Source organism: Roseibium sp. TrichSKD4 (assembly GCF_000148725.1).
Lineage (GTDB): Bacteria > Pseudomonadota > Alphaproteobacteria > Rhizobiales > Stappiaceae > Roseibium.
This window is the reverse complement of sequence record NZ_GL476310.1, coordinates 543,562-545,748: the sequence shown is the minus strand read 5'-3', so window position 1 is coordinate 545,748 and position 2,187 is coordinate 543,562. Positions and strand designations below refer to the sequence as shown.

The 2,187-nt window shown below is 54.7% G+C and carries 2 rRNA genes (1 of these 2 only partly in view); both read right to left on the bottom strand.

Annotated elements, in window-relative coordinates:
- Positions 1–27: 27 nt before the first annotated feature.
- Positions 28–142, bottom strand: a 5S ribosomal RNA gene (rrf, locus tag TRICHSKD4_RS08480).
- A gap of 246 nt (positions 143–388) precedes the next feature.
- Positions 389–2,187, bottom strand: a 23S ribosomal RNA gene (locus TRICHSKD4_RS08475); it runs 925 nt beyond the window's last position.

The window sequence follows — 2,187 nt, the reverse complement described above, 5'->3', positions numbered from 1 at the left end:
GCGCATTTTATTATCTGTCATTTGCGGGCCTGGCGGCGACCTACTCTCCCGCGTCTTGAGACGAAGTACCATTGGCGCTGGGGCGTTTCACGGCCGAGTTCGGGATGGGATCGGGTGGGGGCGCCCCGCTTGGGCCACCAGGCCGGCGAAGGACAGATAGTTCTCACGGCTTGTCGCGGCTTTGCCGCTTGCCTGCGAATGCGCGCCCGACGGGCGGCGTCCGTTGGACGCTTCAAACTGTTGATTTGAAGTGGATCCGTGAGAATATGTCGTGAACTGGTCTTATATTGTCGATGAGTTTTTTCAAAGCGCCTGGGGCGCTTTGGTCTCGCACTCAAGTAGGCCTATGGCCGGCAGTGCAAGTATAGATGAACATAGAGTAATGAGAGTAATCAAGCCGAACGAGCTATTAGTAAAGCTAAGCTTCATGCATTGCTGCACTTCCACACGCTTCCTATCGACGTGGTGGTCTTCCACGGCTCTTCAGGGAGAACTGGTTTTGAGGTGGGTTTCCCGCTTAGATGCTTTCAGCGGTTATCCCTTCCGTACATAGCTACCCTGCAATGCGGCTGGCGCCACAACAGGTCCACCAGAGGTACGTCCATCCCGGTCCTCTCGTACTAGGGACAGATCCTCTCAATTCTCCTACACCCACGGCAGATAGGGACCGAACTGTCTCGCGACGTTCTGAACCCAACTCACGTACCACTTTAATTGGCGAACAGCCAAACCCTTGGGACCTGCTCCAGCCCCAGGATGTGATGAGTCGACATCGAGGTGCCAAACAATGCCGTCGATATGGACTCTTGGGCATCATCAGCCTGTTATCCCCGGCGTACCTTTTATCCGTTGAGCGATGGCCCTTCCACGAGGGACCACCGGATCACTATGGCCGACTTTCGTCTCTGCTCGACTTGTCTGTCTCGCAGTCAGGCAGGCTTATGCCATTGCACTCGACGAGCGATTTCCGACCGCTCTGAGCCCACCTTCGCGCGCCTCCGTTACCATTTGGGAGGCGACCGCCCCAGTCAAACTACCCGCCACACACGGTCCCGGATATTGTTGTACCGCGGTTAGATATCCATAAGGACAAGGGTGGTATTTCAAGGGTGACTCCACCTCAGCTGGCGCCAAGGCTTCAACGTCTACCACCTATCCTACACATGTCATTACCAATACCAGTGTGAAGCTGTAGTAAAGGTGCACGGGGTCTTTCCGTCTGACCGCAGGAACCCCGCATCTTCACGGGGAATTCAATTTCACTGAGTCTGTGCTGGAGACAGCGGGGAAGTCGTTACGCCATTCGTGCAGGTCGGAACTTACCCGACAAGGAATTTCGCTACCTTAGGACCGTTATAGTTACGGCCGCCGTTTACTGGGGCTTCAATTCGGTGCTTGCACACCTCCTCTTAACCTTCCAGCACCGGGCAGGCGTCAGACCCTATACGTCGTCTTGCGACTTCGCAGAGCCCTGTGTTTTTGATAAACAGTCGCCACCCCCTGGTCTGTGCCACCCCCTCGTGGTTGCCCACAAAGAGGTCTCCCTTCTCGCGAACTTACGGGAGCATTTTGCCGAGTTCCTTCAGCACAGTTCTCTCAAGCGCCTTGGTATTCTCTACCAGTCCACCTGTGTCGGTTTCGGGTACGGTTTATACGGTGGAGCTATTTCCTGGAACACCTTCGCTGCACCTCCAATCCAATAAGGAGATACAACACACAGCATCCGTCACTACCACCAAGTACAGGAATATTAACCTGTTTCCCATCGACTACGCCTTTCGGCCTCGCCTTAGGGGCCGACTAACCCTGCGCCGATTAGCGTTGCGCAGGAACCCTTGGACTTTCGGCGAGGGAGTCTCTCACTCCCTTTATCGTTACTCATGTCAGCATTCGCACTTCTGATATCTCCAGGTGCCCTCACGGGTCACCCTTCGCAGACTTACAGAACGCTCCGCTACCGCGTGCACAAAGTGCACACCCGCAGTTTCGGTGTATGGCTTGAGCCCCGGTACATTTTCGGCGCGGAGACCCTTATTTAGACCAGTGAGCTGTTACGCTTTCTTTAAATGATGGCTGCTTCTAAGCCAACATCCTGGTTGTTTTGGGATCTCTACATCCTTTCCCACTTAGCCATAACTTAGGGACCTTAACTGGCGGTCAGGGTTGTTTCCCTCTCCACAATGGACG